At 67.4% G+C, this 18071-nt stretch carries 18 protein-coding genes and 1 riboswitch; of the genes, 14 read left to right on the top strand and 4 right to left on the bottom strand.

Features of this window, described 5'->3' with window-relative positions; genetic code table 11:
* Nucleotides 1-120: 120 nt before the first annotated feature.
* Nucleotides 121-789, top strand: coding sequence for a hypothetical protein (locus L3V85_RS00585; RefSeq protein ID WP_237680728.1), 669 nt, complete (start codon nucleotides 121-123; stop codon nucleotides 787-789).
* Between the two features lie 25 nt (nucleotides 790-814).
* Here L3V85_RS00585 and L3V85_RS00580 read toward each other — a convergent pair whose 3' ends face one another.
* Nucleotides 815-2800, bottom strand: coding sequence for a monovalent cation:proton antiporter family protein (locus tag L3V85_RS00580; protein ID WP_237677504.1), 1986 nt, complete (start codon nucleotides 2798-2800; stop codon nucleotides 815-817).
* Nucleotides 2801-2886: 86 nt separating this feature from the next.
* Between L3V85_RS00580 and L3V85_RS00575 the strand changes: the two genes are divergently transcribed.
* From L3V85_RS00575 to L3V85_RS00560, 4 genes are read left to right on the top strand one after another with little or no spacing between them, the layout of a single operon-like run.
* Nucleotides 2887-3888, top strand: a complete 1002-nt coding sequence (locus L3V85_RS00575) for a KpsF/GutQ family sugar-phosphate isomerase (protein ID WP_237677503.1) — start codon at nucleotides 2887-2889, stop codon at nucleotides 3886-3888.
* Nucleotides 3888-4436: a KdsC family phosphatase gene (locus L3V85_RS00570; protein ID WP_237677502.1), complete on the top strand. Its 549-nt coding sequence runs from the start codon at nucleotides 3888-3890 to the stop codon at nucleotides 4434-4436. The genes L3V85_RS00575 and L3V85_RS00570 overlap by 1 nt, the downstream gene beginning before the upstream one ends.
* Nucleotides 4433-5095, top strand: a complete 663-nt coding sequence (gene lptC / locus L3V85_RS00565; protein ID WP_237677501.1) for an LPS export ABC transporter periplasmic protein LptC — start codon at nucleotides 4433-4435, stop codon at nucleotides 5093-5095. Before L3V85_RS00570 ends, lptC begins: the two co-directional genes overlap by 4 nt.
* A 29-nt stretch (nucleotides 5096-5124) precedes the next feature.
* Nucleotides 5125-5910, top strand: coding sequence for an SDR family oxidoreductase (locus L3V85_RS00560; protein WP_237677500.1), 786 nt, complete (start codon nucleotides 5125-5127; stop codon nucleotides 5908-5910).
* A gap of 90 nt (nucleotides 5911-6000) precedes the next feature.
* Here L3V85_RS00560 and L3V85_RS00555 read toward each other — a convergent pair whose 3' ends face one another.
* The gene (locus tag L3V85_RS00555) at nucleotides 6001-6540 is read right to left on the bottom strand and encodes an RNA recognition motif domain-containing protein (protein ID WP_237677499.1); all 540 of its coding nucleotides are present in this window, start codon (nucleotides 6538-6540) and stop codon (nucleotides 6001-6003) included.
* 260 nt (nucleotides 6541-6800) lie between these two features.
* Nucleotides 6801-6979, top strand: a riboswitch (yybP-ykoY riboswitch).
* A gap of 19 nt (nucleotides 6980-6998) precedes the next feature.
* On the opposite strand from L3V85_RS00555, the gene L3V85_RS00550 reads away from it, so the two are divergent.
* From L3V85_RS00550 to L3V85_RS00535, 4 genes are all read left to right on the top strand, one after another.
* A complete protein-coding gene (locus L3V85_RS00550; RefSeq protein WP_237677498.1) occupies nucleotides 6999-7562 on the top strand; it encodes a TMEM165/GDT1 family protein in 564 nt (187 codons plus the stop codon).
* A 128-nt stretch (nucleotides 7563-7690) separates the two neighbouring features.
* A complete protein-coding gene (gene metX, locus L3V85_RS00545; protein WP_237677497.1) occupies nucleotides 7691-8854 on the top strand; it encodes a homoserine O-succinyltransferase MetX in 1164 nt (387 codons plus the stop codon).
* On the top strand, nucleotides 8851-9441 hold the full coding sequence (gene metW / locus L3V85_RS00540; protein WP_237677496.1) for a methionine biosynthesis protein MetW: 591 nt from the start codon (nucleotides 8851-8853) through the stop codon (nucleotides 9439-9441). Before metX ends, metW begins: the two co-directional genes overlap by 4 nt.
* Before the next feature lie 30 nt (nucleotides 9442-9471).
* Nucleotides 9472-10059: an IMPACT family protein gene (locus L3V85_RS00535; RefSeq protein ID WP_237677495.1), complete on the top strand. Its 588-nt coding sequence runs from the start codon at nucleotides 9472-9474 to the stop codon at nucleotides 10057-10059.
* Here L3V85_RS00535 and L3V85_RS00530 read toward each other — a convergent pair.
* On the bottom strand, nucleotides 10004-10924 hold the full coding sequence (locus L3V85_RS00530) for an ion transporter (RefSeq protein WP_237677494.1): 921 nt from the start codon (nucleotides 10922-10924) through the stop codon (nucleotides 10004-10006). The two genes, L3V85_RS00535 and L3V85_RS00530, sit on opposite strands and share 56 nt — an antisense overlap.
* Nucleotides 10925-11036: 112 nt before the next feature.
* Between L3V85_RS00530 and L3V85_RS00525 the strand changes: the two genes are divergently transcribed.
* Nucleotides 11037-11537 (top strand): bactofilin family protein, encoded by a 501-nt coding sequence (locus tag L3V85_RS00525; protein WP_237677493.1) that lies wholly within the window; start codon nucleotides 11037-11039, stop codon nucleotides 11535-11537.
* Between the two features lie 33 nt (nucleotides 11538-11570).
* Here L3V85_RS00525 and L3V85_RS00520 read toward each other — a convergent pair whose 3' ends face one another.
* On the bottom strand, nucleotides 11571-12350 hold the full coding sequence (locus L3V85_RS00520; protein WP_237677492.1) for a DUF72 domain-containing protein: 780 nt from the start codon (nucleotides 12348-12350) through the stop codon (nucleotides 11571-11573).
* A 91-nt stretch (nucleotides 12351-12441) separates the two neighbouring features.
* On the opposite strand from L3V85_RS00520, the gene L3V85_RS00515 reads away from it, so the two are divergent.
* From L3V85_RS00515 to L3V85_RS00500, 4 genes are all read left to right on the top strand, one after another.
* The gene (locus tag L3V85_RS00515) at nucleotides 12442-13875 is read left to right on the top strand and encodes a M20/M25/M40 family metallo-hydrolase (RefSeq protein ID WP_237677491.1); all 1434 of its coding nucleotides are present in this window, start codon (nucleotides 12442-12444) and stop codon (nucleotides 13873-13875) included.
* Complete coding sequence (locus L3V85_RS00510; protein WP_237676703.1) at nucleotides 13767-14750, top strand: IS5 family transposase; 984 nt, start codon at nucleotides 13767-13769, stop codon at nucleotides 14748-14750. Before L3V85_RS00515 ends, L3V85_RS00510 begins: the two co-directional genes overlap by 109 nt.
* 366 nt (nucleotides 14751-15116) lie before the next feature.
* Entirely contained in the window at nucleotides 15117-16640 is a 1524-nt protein-coding gene (locus tag L3V85_RS00505; protein WP_237677490.1) for an FAD/NAD(P)-binding protein, read from the top strand.
* A gap of 144 nt (nucleotides 16641-16784) precedes the next feature.
* On the top strand, nucleotides 16785-18062 hold the full coding sequence (locus L3V85_RS00500; protein ID WP_031942751.1) for a Rieske 2Fe-2S domain-containing protein: 1278 nt from the start codon (nucleotides 16785-16787) through the stop codon (nucleotides 18060-18062).
* Nucleotides 18063-18071 lie beyond the last annotated feature (9 nt).

Here is an 18071-nt window from a genome sequence, read left to right as displayed (position 1 = left end):
CAGCTGCGCGCTCCGACCATTCCGGCGCCGCTCTTCGACCCCGGCGAGCTTGAGCCCCGGCGTTCGTTCTTCGGAAGATCGTCGGCCCCCGCGCCGTCGGACGACCAGGAGACCATGATCATGGTCTACGACGACCCTCCGCCGCCGCCTCCTCCCGCCCCGTCGTCGGGCTTCGAGACCGCGCGACAGGAGAAGGCCGAACGCAAGCGCACCCGGGTCAAGGTCCGGCGGCCTGTCGAGCGGCCACCGCGCAAGCGGGTGATCCTGTTGTGGCTCGGGCTGTTGGCGGTGGCGGTGCTGATGATGGTCGCGGGCTGGTACGGCTACGGAACCCGCAAGGCGCCCGCCGCGATCACAGACACCGAGCCGGCGGTATCGGCACCGGCCGTCGAGCCCGCGGCGCCACCGGCGGAGCCGGCATCACCCCCGGCGCCCGCCGCGCCGGAGCCTCCAGCGGCAGAGGCACCTCCGGCCGCCGAAGCCGCGCCGCTCGCGGCTAGCGCCAAGCCCCCGGCCCGGCCGCGCAAACAGGCAACCGTCGCAGCCCCCGCGACCGGCACCCCTGAAACCCCAGCACCCGCCGTCGCGGCAGCCCCGCCGCCACCGGCACCCGCCCCTCCTCCCCCCGAACCCCTGGCCCAGTGCGGCGACCGCAACTTCATCGCGCGGGCGCAGTGCATGGCCGCGCAGTGCCTGAAGGCCGAGTACAAGGCCCATGCGCAATGCGAGGCGGTGCGCCGCCAGCAGCGCATCGACGAGGAAAAGCGCAACCCGACGCTGATCAACTGAGCCGGGCCGGGCGGCCTCGGCCGCCTCAGCCCTTCTGCAGCCGTTCGATCGCCACGGCCAGCGCGGTCGGCTTGCCGGAAAGCACCAGCGTGTCGCCGTCGGTCAGCACCGTGTCGGCGCCCGGTGTGCGCGGCTGGCCGTCATGGCGGCGCAGGCTCGCGACGCGCACGCCCAGCGTCGGCAGCGCCAGCTGCTCCAGCGTCTGGCCGATGGCGCGGGCGCCGGCGCTCAGGGTGAAGCTGTTGAGCCGCTCGTGGTCGACCTCGTCGGCCTTGTCGTCGTCGGCGCCGTGAAAGTAGCCGCGCAGCAGGTTGTAGCGCGCGTCGCGCTGGTCCTGCACCACGCGGATCACGCGCCGCATCGGCACGCCCACCAGCGCCAGCGCATGGCTCGCGAGCATCAGCGAACCCTCGATGGCCTCGGGCACCACCTCGGTGGCGCCGGCGGCCTGCAGCTTCTCCAGGTCGTGATCGTCCTGCGTGCGCACGATCACCGGCACGTGGGCGGCATGGGCGCGCGCGTTGGCCAGCACCTTCATGGCGCCCGGCACGTCGAGGTAGGTGACGACCACCGCGCTGGCGCGCGCCAGGCCGGCCGCCATCAGGGCCTGCAGCCGTGCCGCGTCGCCGAACACCACTGAGTCGCCGGCCGCTGCGGCCTGTCGTACGCGGTCGGGGTCGAGGTCGAGCGCCATGTACGGAATGCCCTCGCGTTCGAGGATGCGCGCCAGGTTCTGGCCGCAGCGCCCGTAGCCGCAGATGATCACGTGCTGCGCCGTGTTGATGGTCTTGCGCGCGATGCTCGTCATCTGCAGCGACTGCTGCAGCCAGTCGCTGGCCACGAGCTTTCGCACGATGGCGTTGCTGTACATGATGATGAAAGGCGTCGCCAGCATCGACAGCACCATCGACGCTAGCACCGGGTTGGCCAGCCACGGCGGCAACAGGCTGCGCTCCTGCGCCAGCGTCAGCAGCACGAAGCCGAATTCGCCGGCCTGCGCCAGATAGAGGCCGGTGCGCAACGACACGCCCGAGGTGGCGCCCAGCACCCGCGCCAGCACCGTCACCAGCCCGAGCTTGAACCCCAGCGGCACCAGCAGCAGCACGCCCACCAGCATCCAGCGCTCGACCACGATGTGCCAGTCGAGCGACATGCCCACGGTGATGAAGAACAGCCCCAGCAGCACGTCGTGGAACGGGCGGATGTCGGTCTCGACCTGGTGCTTGTATTCGGTTTCCGACACCAGCATGCCCGCGATGAACGCGCCCAGCGCCAGGCTCAGGCCGGCCAGCTCGGTGAGCCAGGCCAGCCCCAGCGTGACCAGCAGCACGTTCAGGATGAACAGCTCCTCGCTGCGCCGCCGCGCCACCAGCGTGAGCCACCAGCGCATGACGCGGGGGCCGCCGTAGAGCAGCACACCGATGAGGAAGGTGGCCTTCAGCAGCGCGAGGCCGAGCGCCTTGGCCAGCGCCTCGGGTGGCGCGCCCAGCGCGGGAATCAGCACCAGAAGCGGCACCACCGCCAAGTCCTGAAACAGCAGCACACCCATTACGCGCTTGCCGTGTTCGCTCTCCAGCTCCAACCGCTCGGCCATCAGCTTGACGACGATGGCGGTGCTGCTCATGGTGAGCGCGCCCGACAGCGCCAGCGCGGTCTGCCAGCCGAGCTGCCACGACGGCGGCAGCAGCCGCGCGATCAGCAGCGCGCCGACCGTGGCGATGGTCATCGTCAGCAGCACCTGCAGCAGGCCCAGCCCGAACACGTGTTTTCGCATCGCGCGCAGCTTGGGGAGGCTGAACTCCAGCCCGATCACGAACATCAGGAACACGACGCCGAACTCGCCCAGGTGCCGGATGCCCTCGGAGTTCTGCGCCAGCGCGAACGCATGCGGCCCGATCAGCACGCCGGCCGACAGGTAGCCCAGCATCGGCGGCAGTTTCAGGGAGCGGCAGGCCACCACGCCGATCACCGCGGCAAGCAAATACAACAGCGTGAGATCGAACGAAGACATAGGCGCCGATGCTAGAGCAATGTCCGTGCCCCGGGCTTCGCCGGGGCGCGTATATCCCCGGACTGGCCGCCCCGTAAAATCGGCCGATGAGCTCCCGTCCCGCCCCGGCCCCCGTGGTCGACCCCGAAGCGATCCTCTCCCGGGCACGCATCACTTTCGACATCGAAGCCGAAGCCGTCTCCGGCCTGAAGGCCCGTGTCGGGCCGAGCTTCGTCGACGCCGTGCGCAAGATCCTCGAAGTGCGCGGCCGCGTGGTCGTGATGGGCATGGGCAAGAGCGGCCACGTCGGCCGCAAGATCGCAGCCACCCTCGCATCCACCGGCACGCCCGCGATGTTCGTGCACCCGGCCGAGGCCAGCCACGGCGACCTGGGCATGATCAAGTCGGTCGACCTGGTGCTGGCCATTTCCAACAGCGGCGAGGTCGATGAGCTCACCGTCATCCTGCCGGTCGTCAAGCGCCAGGGCGTGCCCCTGATCGCCATGACCGGCCGCCCCGAATCCACCCTCGCGCGCCATGCCGACATCGTGATCGACGCCGGCGTGTCCAAGGAAGCCTGCCCGCTCAACCTCGCGCCTACCGCGAGCACCACCGCGCAGATGGCGATGGGCGACGCGCTGGCCGTGGCGCTGCTCGACGCGCGCGGCTTCGGCTCGGAAGACTTCGCGCGCTCGCATCCGGGCGGCGCGCTCGGGCGCAAGCTGCTCACCCACGTGAGCGACGTCATGCGCTCCGGCGACGAGGTGCCGCGCGTGCCGCCCTCGGCCACCATCAGCGAACTGATGCGCGCGATGAGCATCAAGGGCTTCGGCGCCGCCGCGGTGGTCGAGCCCGACGGCCGTGCCTCGGGCATCTTCACCGACGGCGACCTGCGCCGCCTGATCGAGGCCGGCGCCGACCTGCGCAGCCCCAAGGCTGCCGACGTGATGCATCACAACCCGCGCACCATTCGCGTCGACGCCCTGGCCGTGGAAGCCGCCGAGCTGATGGAGCAATGCGGCATCACCCGGCTGTTCGTGATCGACGGCGCGGGCGTGGTCGTGGGTGCGATCAACACCAACGACCTGATGCGCGCGAAGGTCATCTGATGGCGCTCGAGTTCCAGGCCGAGACCTTGCTCGCCGCGCAGGACGTGCGCATCGTCTTCTTCGACATCGACGGCGTGCTGACCGACGGCGGCGTGTACTTCACCGAGCACGGCGAAACGCTCAAGCGCTTCAGCATCCTCGACGGCTACGGCCTCAAGCTGCTGCGCAAGGCGGGCATCACGCCCGCCGTGATCACCGGGCGCGACTCCAAGCCGCTGCGCGTGCGGCTCGAGGCGCTGGGCATCGAACACGTGCGCTACGGCACCGAAGACAAGCTGCCCGCCGCGCAGGCTATGCTCGACCAGCTCGGCTTCACGTGGGCGCAGGCCGCGGCCATCGGCGACGACTGGCCCGATTTGCCGGTGCTCACGCGCGTCGGCTTCGCGGCGGCGCCGGCCAATGCGCATGCCGAGGTGCGCGGCATCGCCCGCTATGTCACCCAGGCGCGGGGCGGCGAAGGCGCGGCGCGCGAGTTCTGCGACCTGCTCCTCACGGCCTGCGGCCAGTACCGCGCCATGCTCGATGCTGCCCGGGGCCCGAACACATGAACAACGTGAAACGCGCATGGGGGCTGGTGCGCAACGTCCTCGACCGCGCCACGATCTACCTGCCGATCATCCTGACGGCAGCCGTCGCGCTCGGCACCTACTGGCTGGTGCGCAATGCGCCCAAGCTGCTGGAGCCCACCGCCAAGGCCGCGCCCACGCATGAGCCCGACTATTTCATGCGCGACTTCGTCATCAAGAACTTCCTGCCGAACGGCGAATTGCGCAGCGAACTGTTCGGCGTCGAAGGCCGGCACTATCCCGACACCGACACCATCGAGGTCGACAAGGTGCGCATGCGCTCCATCTCGCCCGAAGGCCTGGTGACGCGCTCCACCGCCAACCGTGGGCTGTCGAATTCGGACGGCAGCGAACTGCAGCTGTTCGGCAATGCGATCGTCATCCGCGATCCGTCCGTTGGCGCCGACGGCAAGCCCACGCCGCGCCTCGAATTCCGTGGCGAGTTCCTGCACGCCTTCGTCGACACCGAGCGCGTCACCTCGAACCAGCCGGTTACGCTGATCCGCGACAAGGACCAGTTCACCGGCGACACGCTCGACTACGACAACCTGACCGGCGTGGCCAACCTGAGGGGCCGGGTGCGCGGCGTGCTGATTCCGTCGGCCGCCGCTGCTGCTCCCGCGCCTGCCAAGAAGCGCTGACAAGAAGAAGACTTCCCGAAAGATCCCGCATGACCACCTCGACCCCGCTCGTCTTCATTACCGGCGCGTCGAGCGGTATCGGCCAGGCCATGGCCGCGAGCTTCTACGACGCGGGGTACCGGCTGGCGCTGGTGGCCCGGCGCACGACGGAGATCGAGGCCTGGGCGAAGTCCCGAGGGTTGAGCGCGGACCGCTACCGGATCTACAGCGCCGACGTGGCGCAGACCGACAGCATCGTGGCGGCCGGCAACGCATGCATCGCGCAGCAGGGGTTGCCCGACGTGGTGATCGCCAACGCGGGCATCAGCATCGGCATCGACACCGCGGAGCGCTCCGACCTCGACGTGCTGTCGCAGACCTTCGCCACCAACAACGTCGGCCTGGCCGCGACCTTCCATCCGTTCGTGCGGGCGATGGTGCAGCGCGGCAGCGGGCGGCTGGTCGGCATTGGCAGCGTCGCTTCCATCCGCGGCCTGCCGGGCCACGGCGCCTACTGCGCGAGCAAGGCCGGCGTGGTCGCGTACTGCGAGAGCCTGCGCGGCGAGTTGCACAACAGCGGCGTGAAGGTTGTCACGCTCTGCCCCGGCTACATCGACACGCCGCTGACGCAAGGCAACCGCTATGGCATGCCCTTTCTCATGAAGGCCGAAGACTTCGCGGCCCAGGCGCTGCGGGCCATCGAGTCCGGCACGAGCTACCGGGTGATTCCGTGGCAGATGGGCGTGGTCGCCAAGATCATGCGCATGCTGCCCAACGCCGTGCTCGACCGCGCGGTGCAGGGGCGCGGGCGCAAGAAGCGAAGCGGCGAGGCCTGAGCGGCGCGCAGATCGGCGGAAAAGCGAGCGACCAAAGAAAAAGGCTCCGAAAGGAGCCTTTTGTCTTTTTTGCGTTTTGAGGCGCAGTGCTCAGTAGCCGCTGTTGCCGCCGCCGCCGTAGCCACCACCACCGCCGCTGCGACCACCGCCGCCACCGCCACGGGGACCGGCGCCGTAGGGGCTGCGGAAACCGCCATCGCCACCACCACCGCCGCCACCACTGCGGCCACCGCCGCCGTAGCCGCCGCCACCGCCGGAGCGGCCACCGCCGCCACCACCGTAGCCGCCACCACCGCCGCCGCCGTAGCCGCCGCCACCGCCGCCGCCATAACCACCACCACCGCCGTAGCCGCCGCCACCACCGCTGCGCGGGGGACGAGCTTCCATGGGACGTGCTTCGTTGACGACGACGCTGCGGCCGCCCAGGGGCTGGCCGTTCATGCCGTTGATGGCGGCCTGTGCTTCCGCGTCACTGCCCATCTCGACGAAGCCGAAGCCCTTCGAGCGGCCGGTGTCGCGCTCCATCATGACCTTGGCGCTGGTCACTGCGCCGAACTGGCCGAAGGCCTGTTCGAGATCACCGTCGCGCACCGAGTAAGGCAGGTTGCCGACGTACAGTTTGTTGCCCATCAAGGGACTCCTATAAACACATCAAGAAAAGCGATGGAGTCCCGAAAGCATCACTCAAACGAGAGCCGTCGAGTCGCGCGAAACTGACCGATCACCGAACTGCCTCCCCACCAAAATGAAGAGGGAGGCTCGTGCATTATGGGTGAAATATCCGAAAAGCAAGCAGGAATTTGCTTCTTGAGGTAGCACCTGTGAAAACAATCAAAAGCTAGCGCACGCTTACAAAATTGAGTGAGGCCCTTGGCGCTACAGGTAGAATCCTGCCCGTCATTGGGGAGTAGCCGCCTTCCGATTTGCGAGAGGGGCCCGCGTCAACAGACTTGTCCTGCCCCACAGGACATGGCGCGTGCAGTGAGAAAACACCTGGCGAGACCTTTGACCGTGCAACTTCGGGAATATGGCCGAAGGTGTTGCACGGTCAATTGCGTCCTTCGGCCAAGAAACCCCACGTTCAAAAAATGGAAGCTTTTCTCGTTGCAACCGGCGTAGTTGCGCTCGCCGAAATGGGCGACAAGACCCAACTCCTGGCCCTTCTGCTCGCAGCCCGTTTCAGGAAACCCTGGCCCATCGTGCTCGGCATCTTCGCCGCCACGATCATCAACCACGCCCTGGCAGGTGCCGTCGGCAACTACATCACGCACTGGCTTGGCCCCGACGTGCTGCGATGGATTCTTGGCGGCTCGTTCATCGCGATGGCGGTGTGGATGCTCATTCCCGACAAGCTCGACGACGACGATGCACCCGGCGTTTCCAGGTTCGGCGTCTTCGGCACCACGGTAATCGCGTTCTTCCTCGCCGAGATGGGCGACAAGACCCAGATCGCCACCGTCATGCTGGCCGCCCGCTTCACGCAGGACTACTTCTGGGTGGTCGCCGGCACCACGCTGGGCATGATGCTGGCGAATGCGCCGGTGGTGTGGCTGGGCGACAAGATCGTGCGCCGCGTGCCGATCAAGCTCGTGCACGGCATTTCCGCCGCGATCTTCCTGGCGCTGGGCGTGATCATGATCATCGGCTGGTAACCTCATCCGAGGGGGCGATATACTGCCCCTGCGCCGATTTGCTTCAGCTTGCGGGCGCTTTATAAATTCAGCTAAAGACAGGCGCGGCAGACCCGGCTCGTTTTTGGCGAGGCCGGGTTTTTTCATTCATGTCGTCGTCACCTCCCTTGGTCGTCACTTCGCAGTCGATGCAGTTCGCGGGCCCGCTGGCCCTGCGCAGCGGCGCATCGATCAGCGACTACACGCTCGCCTACGAAACCTACGGCACCCTGAACGCCGAGCGCAGCAACGCGGTGCTGGTGTGCCATGCGCTCAATGCCTCGCACCACGTGGCGGGCGTCTACCAGGGCCAGGCCCGCTCCGAGGGCTGGTGGGACAACATGGTCGGCCCCGGCAAGCCGGTCGACACCGACCGCTTCTTCGTGATCGGCGTCAACAACCTCGGCTCCTGCTTCGGCTCGACCGGTCCGATGCACGTCAACCCCACCACCGGCCGCGTCTACGGCGCCGACTTCCCGGTGGTCACTGTCGAGGATTGGGTCGACGCCCAGGCCGCCCTGCTCGACGCGCTCGGCATCGACACGCTGGCGGCCGTCATGGGCGGCAGCCTCGGCGGCATGCAGGCGCTCTCATGGACGCTGCAGTACCCCGATCGCGTGCGCCACGCCGTGGTGGTGGCCAGCGCTCCCAACCTCACGGCCGAGAACATCGCCTTCAACGAGGTCGCGCGCCGCGCCATCGTCACCGACCCCGACTTCCACGGCGGCCACTTCTACGAGCATGGCGTGGTGCCCAAGCGCGGCCTGCGCATCGCGCGGATGATCGGCCACATCACCTACCTCAGCGACGACGTGATGAACGCCAAGTTCGGCCGCATCCTGCGCAGCGTCGTCGAAGGCGAGGCCGCGGGGCTCGACTACCGCTATTCCACGCAGGACGTCGAGTTCCAGATCGAAAGCTACCTGCGCTACCAGGGCGACAAGTTCAGCGAGTACTTCGACGCCAACACCTACCTGCTGATCACCCGCGCGCTCGATTACTTCGACCCCGCGCGCAGCCACGGCGGCAAGCTCAGCGCCGCGTTCGCGAACGCCACGGCCAAGTTCCTGCTCGTGAGCTTCAAGACCGACTGGCGCTTCTCGCCCGCGCGCAGCCGCGAACTCGTGAAGGCGCTGCTCGACAACCGCCGCAACGTGAGCTACGCCGAGATCGACGCGCCGCACGGGCACGACGCCTTCCTGCTCGACGACGTGCGCTACATGGGCGTGGTCCGCTCGTACTTCGAGCGCGTCGCCAAGGAGTTCCAGCAATGAGCGACCTCGAACATCAACGGCTGATCGCGCAACTCGTGCCCCAGGGCTCGCGCGTGCTCGACCTCGGCTGCGGCGACGGCGCCCTGCTCGACCTGCTGCAGCGCGAGCGCGGCTGCACCGGCTACGGCGTGGAAATCGCCGACGGCAACGTGCTGCAGTGCGTGCGCCGCGGTGTCGACGTGATCCAGCTCAACCTCGACGAAGGCCTGTCGATGTTCGACGACGCCTCGTTCGACGTGGTGCTGCAGATCGACACGCTGCAGCATCTGCGCAATGCCGAGGTGATGCTGCGCGAGACCGCGCGCGTGGGCCGCATCGGCATCGTCGCCTTCCCCAACTTCGCGCACTGGCCCAACCGGCTGAGCGTGGCGCGCGGCCGCATGCCGGTGACGCGCCGCCTGCCCTACCAGTGGTACGACACACCCAACATCCGCGTCGGCACCTTCAAGGACTTCGAGGTGCTGGCCGGCAAGAACAACCTGCGCGTGCTCGACGCCTTCGGCCTGCAGGACGGCCGCGACGTGCGCTGGCTGCCCAATGCGCGCGCCAGCACCGCGGTCTTCAAGTTCGAGCGCGGCGGCGGCTGAGCCTCCGATGCACATGCCGGACCGCACCGCATGAGCTTCACGCTGGCGCAGCCGGTTCACAGCGAGCTGCTCATCAAGAAGAGCCGCTTCATCGGTTGCGTGCAGCCGGTGGCCGACCGCGCGGCCGCGCTGGCGGTGGTCGCGTCGTTGCGCGCCGAACATCCCGCTGCAGCGCATGTGTGCTGGGCCCTGATGGCCGGCGGCCAGTCGGCCGCGAACGACGACGGCGAGCCAGGCGGCACCGCGGGACGGCCGATGCTGGAGGTGCTGCGCCACCAGCAGGTCGAGGGCGCGCTCGCGACCGTGGTGCGCTACTTCGGCGGCGTGAAGCTCGGTGCCGGCGGCCTCGTGCGGGCCTACACAGACGCGGTGGCGCAGGCCCTGCTCGGCGCCACGCTCGTGCCGCTGCTGCGCCAGCGCAGCCTGCGGTGCGCCGTGCCCTATGCGCTCGAAGGGCTGGTGCGTCGAGAACTCGCTTCGGCCGGTGCGGTCATCGAGAGCGTGCGGCACGACAGCGACGTGCACTTCGCCTTCACGCTCCCCGAGCCCGACGCCGATGCCTTCATCGCCTGCCTCGGCGATGCTGCGCAAGGGCGCGTCGTCTGGCCGACGGAGTGATGCGCTTCGCCGGCACGGCGGGAGCGGGTGCCGGCGCTGTCATTGCAAGAACGCCGCGCGGGGCCACGGGCACGGGCACTGCTTCGTCGTTCGGCCCGCGCCGCGCCATCTCTGCCGTGACGATGCCCGTCGGTACCGCCAGCACGCCCCAGCCCAGCAGCATCATCACCGAGGCGATCGCGCGGCCCAGGTCGGTCTTGGGCACGAGGTCGCCGAAGCCCACCGTGGCCATCGTCGAGATGGCCCAGTAGATCGCCACCGGAATGCTCGTGAAGCCGTGCTCCGGCCCCTCGACCACGTACATCAGCGTGCCCATCACCAGCACCACCAGCATCACGAAGCCGACGAACACGGTGATCTTGCGGCGGCTCGACGCCACCGCCATCACCAGCGCGCGGTACTCCGCCGAATAGCGCGACAGCTTGAAGATGCGGAACACGCGCAAGAGCCGCAGGATGCGCACGTCGATCAGGTAGGCCAGCTCGGGCGCAAGGGCCACCAGGAAGGTGGGCAGCAGCGCCAGCAGGTCGATCACGCCGTAGAAGCTCAGTGCATAGCGCAGCGGCTTGTTCACGCAGCACAGCCGCGCGATGTACTCCAGCGTGAAGAGAATCGTGAACACCCATTCGAGCGCGTTGAACACCGGGCGCCAGTGCTCGCGGATCGACTGCACGCTGTCCAGAATGACCACCAGCACGCTGGTGACGATGACCGCGATCAGCGCCAGGTCGAACCACAGGCCAGCGCGCGTGTCGGCCTCGAAGATCACCGTGAACAGCGTGCGCCGCCAGCCGTGCGCGGGCTTGTCGAAGCGGGAGTCGGTGGCTGCGGGCGTGGAGAGGGCTTCGAGATTCGGGCGGGTCATGAGGGCATTGTCGTGTCGCGGACGACTTATTCAGTTACGCTTCTTGCGCAATGAAGTGCCGCATGCCGTGAGTGCGTTCTTACGATAGTCCCCTTTCTTGAGGAGCTCCCCATTGGCTACACAGTCCCCCTTCTTCGGCAAACGTGACCGAGACACCGACTCGCTGACTTCCCGCCCCGCTCCGCTCGTCGGCGCAGCCACCAACCTCTCCGGTTCCCCCGTCAATCCCTCGTCGCTGACCGCGCAGCAAGGCGGCCTCAATGCAGCGGCGGCCCCCGCAGCCAAGGAAGGCGGCAGCAAGCTCACCGTCGGCCCCAACATCAAGCTCAAGGGCGTCGAGATCACCGACTGCGACACGCTCGTGGTCGAAGGCCTGGTGGAAGCCACCATGGATTCGCGCCTGATGCAGATCGCCGAACAGGGCGAGTTCAAGGGCTCGGCCGAAATAGACATCGCCGAAATCCGCGGCGTGTTCGACGGTAACCTCACCGTGCGCGAGAAGCTCGTCATCCACTCGACCGGCAAGGTCACCGGCAAGATCCGCTACGGCAAGATCGTGATCGAAGAAGGCGGTCAGCTGTCGGGCGAGATCAGCTTCGGCGCCAAGGGCTGACGCAGTCTCTGGTTTATCTTGCGCTGCCCGGCTTCATGCAGCCGGCGGCACCCATCCCAGGCGCTCCAGCAGGGCACCGGCCGCGGCCGGTGCCCTTTCCTTCGCGCCATTGATGAAGTAGACGAACACGTCGCGCTTCTTCGGCGATTCGGCCCAGCCCCGCGCGCGCTCGGCCCAGGTGTCCAGCGCCTTCGGCGCATAGCCGGCCTTGAGCTTGGCGTCGGCCATCATGAGCCGCGCATAGGCGAAGTCGCCCTCGGGCTCCTCGAACGACGGAAACTTCTCGGCGTCGGTGAACACCGTCGACACCTTGTGCTTCTTCGCGAGCGCCTTGTACGCGGGCACCATGAAGCTCTCGTGCCGCACGTCCATCACGTGGCGCAGCACGCGGCTGCCTTCCTTCTTCGGCAGCAGCGAGAGGAAGGCCTCGAAGTCTTCCGCGTCGAACTGCTTGGTCGGCATGAACTGCCAGACGATCGGGCCCAGCTTGTCGCCCAGCTCGGCCACGCCGCTGTCGATGAAGCGCTTGATCGAATCGCCCGCGCCCGACAGCAGCTTGCGGTTGGTCGCGAAGCGCGAGGCCTTGAGCGAGAACATGAAGTCGGCGGGCGTGTCGTCGTGCCACTTCCTGAAGGTCTCGGGCTTGAAGGTGCTGTAGTAGGTGCCGTTGATCTCGATGGCGCTGACCTTGCGACTCGCGTAGTTCAACTCCTTCGCGTGCGCGAGCCCCTTGGGGTAGAAGTTGTCGCGCCAGGGTTCGTAGGTCCAGCCTCCAATACCCACCTTGATCCGAGTCGATGCTGACTTGCTCACATGGCCTCCGGTTTGAGATCGCCCGCACTCTACGCGCGCTCGCCTCAAGGCGCAAAATGCGTCTTTTCGTCCACCCGCGGAGAACCCACCGATGAACGCCCCCCTGCACCGCGAAATGCCCGCCGGCACGCTCGACGCCGAGCGTGCCCTGTCCGACGTCACCGCCCGATGGGACGGCGACATCGTCAGGCAACTCACCGACTACATCGCCATTCCCTCCAAGTCGCCCGGCTTCGACAAGGACTGGGCCGCCAACGGCTACCTCGAGACCGTGCTGCGCAACGCCGCGGCCTGGGTCGAGGCGCAGAAGGTCGAGGGCCTGAAGCTCGAGATCGTGCGGCTCGAAGGCCGCACCCCGGTGCTGTTCTTCGAAGTGCCGGCATCCGGCACCGACATGGACGAGACCGTGCTCATGTACGGCCACCTCGACAAGCAGCCCGAGTTCACCGGATGGCGTAACGACCTCGGTCCCTGGACGCCCAAGTACGAGAACGGCCTGCTCTACGGCCGCGGCGGCGCCGACGACGGCTATGCGGTGTACGCCAGCGTCGCCGCGCTGCAGGCGCTCAAGGCCCAGGGCGTGGCGCATCCGCGCATCGTCGGCCTGATCGAGACCTGCGAGGAAAGCGGCTCCTACGACCTGCTGCCCTACGTCGACGCGCTGCGTCCGCGCCTGGGCAACGTCGAACTCGTGATCTGCCTGGATTCCGGCGCCGGCAACTACGACCAGCTCTGGCTCACCACCTCGCTGCGCGGCATGGCCAGCGGCACGCTCAAGGTCGAAGTGCTGACCGAAGGCATCCACTCGGGCGATGCCTCGGGTCTCGTGCCCTCGAGCTTCCGCATCATGCGGCAGGTGCTCGACCGCCTCGAAGACAGCGCCACCGGCCGCCTGCTGCCCGCGAGCTTCCACTGCGAAGTGCCGGCCGACCGGCTGGCGCAGGCCAAGGCCACCGCCGCCATCCTGGGCGAAGAGGTCTACAAGCGCTTCCCGTGGGCGCACTACGACTGCGGCGGCTCCACCATGTTCGCGCTGCCGACCACCACCGACCCGGTCGAGGCCTTGCTCAATCGCACCTGGAAGCCCACGCTGTCGGTCACCGGCGCCGAAGGCTTTCCGGCGCTGAAGGACGCGGGCAACGTGCTGCGTCCCTACACCGCCTTCAAGCTCTCGCTGCGCCTGCCGCCGCTGGTCGACGCGGCCGAGACGGTGCAGACGCTCAAGGCCCTGCTGGAGGACAACGCGCCCTACCAGGCCCGCGTGACCTTCGAAAGCAACGGCGGCGCCACCGGCTGGAATGCCCCGACCATCACGCCGTGGTTCGAAGATGCGCTCAACAAGGGCGTTGGTGCATGGATACTGCGCAGGCGTTCTGTTAGGCTCGCGGCCCTGATAAAAAGACCGCCTCCCGCCACATGCCCAACAAATTCAACGCCGATCACCGCCATCATATTCCGAAGATGCGGCACTTCGTGCGTAACTGGCCCGAATATGAATCGGGACTTCGCAACCGTGGCAGCCTGACGTTCTGGGTTACCCCGCAGGCGATGCAACTCTGGCCAGCCCAAGCGCGCAGCACACCAGGCGGGCAGTCCATCTATTCGAATCAGGCCATCCAAACCAGCCTGATGCTGCGCCTGGTATTTGGCCAAGCCCTGCGACAAACCGAGGGTTTGATGAGGTCGATTTTCCAGCTTCTCGAGATTGATCTGAAGGCCCCCGACCACACTACCTTGAGTCGCCGAAGCATGACCCTCAAGGCTTTGCCACGCCAGTGCGCGCTGCCCGCCGGGCCGCTGCATTTGTTGATCGACAGCACCGGGCTGAAGCTGTTTGGCGCAGGCGAATGGCTGCAGAAAAAGCACGGACAAAAGTCGCGGCGTAGCTGGAGAAAGCTGCACTTGGCAGTGGACGCCAGCACGGGGCACATCGAGGCGTCGGTCTTGACTGGCCAGGATGTCGATGACCCATCTCAGGTTGGTCCACTGCTTGATCAGATCGAGCACGAAGTCGCCTCTGTTACCGCCGACGGCGCCTATGACGGCGAGCCAACCTACGAGCGGATTGCCCAACGCGATACGCAAATCGACGTCATTATTCCACCGCGCGTTACCGCCCAGCCCAGCGCGCAATTCGAGGCAGCGCCGACCACACGCGACAACCACCTGTTGATGATTCAAAGCTTGGGACGGCTGGAGTGGCAAGAGGCCTATGGCTACGGCAAACGTGCGCTGGTGGAAACCACGATGGGTCGCTTCAAGGCCATCATCGGGCCAAAGTTGCGTGCCCGTGATCCACGTGGCCAGCAGGCCGAGGCAAATGCTGCGGTGGCGGTGCTCAACCGCATGCTGAGCGCTGGACGCCCGAACTCCGTCCGCACTTCAGCAGCTGCCGTCTAAGCCCCTGCGGGGTTGGGGTAACCCCGGTCCCAGCGGTATCCATGCACCAACGCCGCGCTCACACGGTCTTCGACATGGCGGGAAGCAAGGGGATCGAGTTGCTGACGCGCTGGACTGTCGCGGTCTATGTGACGACCCGCGAGAAGGCAACCGCAGATGCAGACAAGCTGCGCCGTCTCCAGCAGGCATGGCAGAGGCATCCGCCTTCACCCGGGACCCGGTGAACACGCCGTGCGTCGCGCAGATCTGGGCAGCCAGCAATCGCACGCTCAGCGCCGGCCAGTACGCAAAGGTGATCGGGCGCGATGCACCACACCTTCACGGGCCGCGTCGAATCGTGGCTCCAGCGCTAGACACAGCTCCTGCATGTCCAACGACCCAGCCGAGCGGCAGGCCTCGGGCCGTGCCGCCGCAGGATCGCACCCGGACAGGGGAGGGTCAGTGCAGTCCCGGCGCGTCGTGATCGTGGGCGGCGGGTTCTCCGCCGCCTGTTTCGCCCTGCAACTACTGCGTGCTGCCACGTTCCCCGTGGCGATCTCCATCATCGAGCCGCGCGAGCATCTCGGGCGCGGGCTTGCGTACTCCGCAGCCGACGCCGACCACCGGCTGAACGCGCCGCTCGAAGGTCATGTCATCGACCCGGACCGGCCCGGCGAACTGCGGGAATGGGTTGAAGGAGCCGGGGTCCTGCACTCCGACGAGAAGTGCCGCTCCGGGGGCGGGCACGTCTTCCTGCGGCGGCGGGATTTCGGAGCGTTCCTGACCGACCTGCTGCGGCGCGAGGCGTCGCACGCTCGCCCCGGCTCCAGCATGGAGCACGTGAGGGACCTCGCCGTGGCGGTGTCGCGCCCGGACGGGGCCTATCGCGTGGTCACGTCGGGCGGCCGCCGGCTCGAGGCCGACCTCCTGGTGCTCGCCACCGGCAACCCGGAGCCCTCGCTGCGGCCGCCCTTCCTGCCAGAACACGCCGGGCATCCGGGAATCATCGCAAACCCGCTGGAGCCGGGGTGCCTCGAAGCCATCCCGGCCGATGCGCGCGTGCTGGTGGTGGGCAGCGGCCTCACGGCGCTGGACATCGTGTCGACGCTGCTGCGCCGCGAACACCGAGCCGAGCTCCTCGTCGTGTCCCGTCGGGGGCTTCGGCCGCGCCCGCACGCCCCACATATCCTCGGTGCGGCAGCGCCCAAGGGACACCGGCCACCGGTGGTATTCGATCCACCGGTGCCTGCCTTCCTTCGGGACGAGCCCCTGCGCATCCGCGCATGGTCGAAGGCGCTGCGCCGCGAGATGCGCCGCTGCAGCGCAGCGGGGCTGCCTTGGCAAGACAGCTTCGACGCTTTGCGCGATGCCGTGTTCAAGATCTGGCCGCAGCTGCCTGTCGAGGAGAAAAACCGCTTCCTGCGGCGACTGCGCGTCTACTACGACGCCCACCGGTTCCGCTGCCCGCCCATGAACGACGCCGGCGTGAGGCGGGCGGAGAGCAGCGGCCGCGTGCGCTTTGCGGCCGCCACGCTGCTTGCGGTCCATCCTTCTGCGCCAGACGGCGGAATCCGGGTGGAAATGAAGGACACGCGTTCGGGGGAACCGGCGGTCAGGCACTTCGACTGGGTGGTGAACTGCACCGGGCTTGACCCCGGCGCTGGCTGGCGGTTCAACCCCTTTCTGAATGCCCTCGCAGACCACGGTTGGCTGCGGCTGGACCCGACCGGCATCGGCCTGCATGTGGGATCCCACTGCGAAGCGCTGGATGCGGCCGGGAACCCGCAACCCACGTTGAGGGCCATCGGTCCGCCTACCGCCGGAGTGTTCGGCGACCCGCTCGGGGTGCCGTTCATCTCCGGTCAAATCCGGCGGATCCTGCCGGACGTGCTGCGCACCCTGGATTGCTGAGTTTCGGGCCGCTTAGCCTCGGCAGCCCCGTATGTGTGACCGGTGAATGCCCCACCGGCGGTGGGGACGGGGCGGCGGCATTGACAGCCGGTGGATGCGATCGAATAATAGCGAACCGCAAGTAATTTTCGTCCGAGGTCAAACATGCTGAATTCTGCAAACAATGAGATCCTCACCCGCGTCGGCCCCGGCACGGCCATGGGTGGCCTGTTCCGGCAGTTCTGGCAGCCCGCGCTTCTGTGCGAGGAGCTGCCGGCGCCGGATTGCCCTCCGGTGCGGGTTCGGCTGATGGGCGAGAACTTCGTCGCCTTCCGGGACTCCAGCGGGAAGGTCGGCCTGCTGGACGCGCATTGCCCGCACCGCCTGGCCGAGCTGTTCTTCGGGCGCAACGAGGAAGGCGGGCTGCGCTGCGTGTACCACGGCTGGAAGTTCAGCGTCACCGGCGAGCTGCTGGACATGCCGAGTGAACCTGCCGGCAGCCCGATGCGGTGCAATCCGAACATTCGCGCCAAGGCATACTCGGTCCACGAAGCCGGAGGCATCGTCTGGGCCTACCTGGGCCCGCAGGAGTGCGTCCCGCCTTTGCCGCAGATGGAATTCATGAGCCTGCCGGCACAGAACTTCTACACCTCGAAGTGCCTGATGAAATGCAATTACCAGCAGGCGCTGGAAGGCAGCATCGACACAGCGCACCTTACCTTTCTGCACCGGTCCATCGCGCCCATGGAGAAGGACGTGTTCAACGTAGGCCACCTGCAGGAGTACGGCGATGCCGACGGGGCGCCACGCTTTTTCTGCGAGGACACCGACTACGGTATGCGCATCTCTGCGCGCCGGGACGGAGGCGAGGACACCTTCTACTGGCGCATCACGCAGTGGCTGATGCCCACCGCCGTCCTGGTGCCGACAGCCGAAGGCCTGGTCTGCAGGGCCAACCTGTTCATCCCCATCGACGATGAGAACTGCTGGTGGTACCGCATCCGCTACCACGCTGGACGTCCTCTGAGCAACGATGAACTCGCCGAGTACAAGGGCGGCGGGCTCGACTACGCGAAGCTCGTTTCGGGAACCTACATCCCCGAGGGCAACCGCGCCAATGATTACCTAATGGACCGCACCCTCCAGAAGAGCGGCTCGTTCACCGGCGTCCTGAGCGCCCAGCTGCAGGATCTCGTAGTGCAGGAGAGCCAGGGCGCGATCGCCGACCGGACCAAGGAACACCTGGGCTCTTCGGATACCGCAATCGTCAAGTGCCGCCGGCGCCTGATCGAATCCGCGAAGAAGTTCGCCACGGAAGGCACGATCCCGGCGGCCGTCTCGCGCGCCGATCTGTACAAGCGGCGCGCCGTCGCCATGCTCTTGCCCAAGGAGATGACCGCAGAGCAGGCGGGAACCCATCCTGCCACCGTGCCGAGCGCCTGAGCGCGCCGC

The sequence above is a fragment of the Variovorax paradoxus genome (assembly GCF_022009635.1).
Taxonomy (GTDB): Bacteria; Pseudomonadota; Gammaproteobacteria; order Burkholderiales; family Burkholderiaceae_C; genus Variovorax.
The sequence above is the reverse complement of the archived record's forward strand: the minus strand, read 5'-3'. Positions and strand labels throughout refer to the sequence as shown.